The following is a 1,785-nucleotide window of genomic DNA, read 5'->3' as shown; positions in this document are numbered from 1 at the left end:
GATAATCAGCGCCCCGATCAGCATGACGACAATCCGTCCCCTTCCTCTAAAAAGGCTGGTACCGCCGAGCACAACAGCTGGAACATCACACTGTCGCTGAGCCCTGTAATCGGGTTGCCTCCCGTAAAAACCATGTTCACTCCACGGAAAATGGTCATTGTGGCCAGTGTGGCGATAAAGGAAGCCATCTTTCCTTTGGTGACCATCAAGCCATTGACTGCACCGAGCATCGCCCCGATGACGTGACCGACCACAATGGTCAGCAGGGGAGGGAAGCCGACTCCCAGCAGGCTCGCCATCAGGGTGCTGGATAGAGCAAGCGTGGAGCCTACCGATAGATCGATGCCCCCGGTGAGCATAACAAAGATCATCCCGAATGCGATCAAGGCGTTAACGGCCACCTGCCACAGCAGATTCAAAATATTAAGGGGTTCCAAAAATCCGGGGTTTAAAGCAGACACAACGATAATCAAAATAAGCAGACCGAGAAGGGCAAAGCTCTCAATCTAAAGGCGAATGGCGATTTTGTACTTGAATGCATCTTCGGCGCTGAAGGTAAAATGGCGTGGCGGAGCATAACCCAATTTCAATTTTTTCATAGATCATGTCTCCTCTTGGATGGATAAAGCGAGATGACTTAACATAAAATGTTTTTGTTTGTTTAGTTAATTTAACTAAACGAAATACTCGTTTTGTATTTACGACGCCATCGTATCATTGGAAGAAAGCGGTGTCAACAGCTCATTTAGCTAATAAAACGCAATAATAACTAAAATAATATTTTAATTTTTATAAACATTGCAATAATGATAAGTGCGATGTAAACTTCATGTATCTATTGACAGGGAGTTGGAAGAATGAAACGGTGCGTTCAAGACCGAGACATCAGAGGTGAGAGCATGCAGAAATTGTCCAACATTCGTTTTCAGACAAAGCTTTTTGTCGTGTTCATTCTTTTGAGCAGCATTCCGGCGCTGCTGATCGGGACGATGGCCTACCGTAAATCCTCCATGATGCTGCAGGCCCGGAATGAGCAGGATCTGAATGTGATTTTGGCCCAGCTGAATACATCGATTGAACGCCAGGTCAGGGATTTTGACCGGTTTACAATGATCCCGTATTATTTACCGGACATTTTCAGCTTTTTAAATAAGCCTTATTTGGCCAAGGAGCAGTGGGGGACCGCGGAAATCAATGCACAGAGAACGATGGCCCGGCTCATGGGGGCCTATCCTTCCATCAACTCCTCAATCAAGGGACTGATGATCTACGGTATGAACGGAACCGTCAACGGCTACCGAATAAGCGGGAATACGGTAATTAACCCCAAAGAAAAGGTTATGGATGAGGATTGGTATCAACAAGCGCTAGCAGAGCGGGGCGGTTTTGTCATTACCGGAGTCAGGGAGATCAACCAGTTTAAAGACGGGGCCTTCCCTGCCCTGATCGGCTCCCGTCTGCTGATGGACGAGGAATATCAACCGCTGGCAGTCATGGCCATCTTCATCAGTCCCGATTTTATCCCTAAATTTGTGGAGACGCTGGAGCTTCCGACCGTTAAGGTCACCGTCCTCGATCAGAACCGGAATGTTATTTACGCATCCGATCCTGCCCTTGCGGCCAGACAGCTGTCCATCGGTGCCAACGAGCAGCGGGGCAGATGGGAAGCTGACGTGTCTGCGAATCAGGGGCAGAAGGGATACAGCGGCGTTTTTCTTGAAAGCGGTTACTTAAAATGGAAGGTATATCTGGGAGTCAATCGTGAGGAGCTGCTGGCGGGTAGCC

The 1,785-nt window shown here is 48.3% G+C and carries 1 protein-coding gene and 1 pseudogene; one reads left to right on the top strand and one right to left on the bottom strand.

Annotation, left to right across the window (positions count from 1 at the left end; genetic code table 11):
- Nucleotides 1-491, bottom strand: a pseudogene (locus tag WG8_RS26810) (ABC transporter permease subunit); the annotation flags it as partial.
- 408 nt (nt 492-899) lie between these two features.
- Here WG8_RS26810 and WG8_RS28955 point away from each other — a divergent pair.
- Nucleotides 900-1,785: cache domain-containing protein (locus WG8_RS28955; protein WP_043891321.1), on the top strand; the 886-nt coding region annotated here is incomplete at its 3' end.

Source organism: Paenibacillus sp. Aloe-11 (genome assembly GCF_000245715.1).
Lineage (GTDB): Bacteria > Bacillota > Bacilli > Paenibacillales > Paenibacillaceae > Paenibacillus > Paenibacillus kribbensis.
The sequence above is the reverse complement of the archived record's forward strand: the minus strand, read 5'-3'. Positions and strand labels throughout refer to the sequence as shown.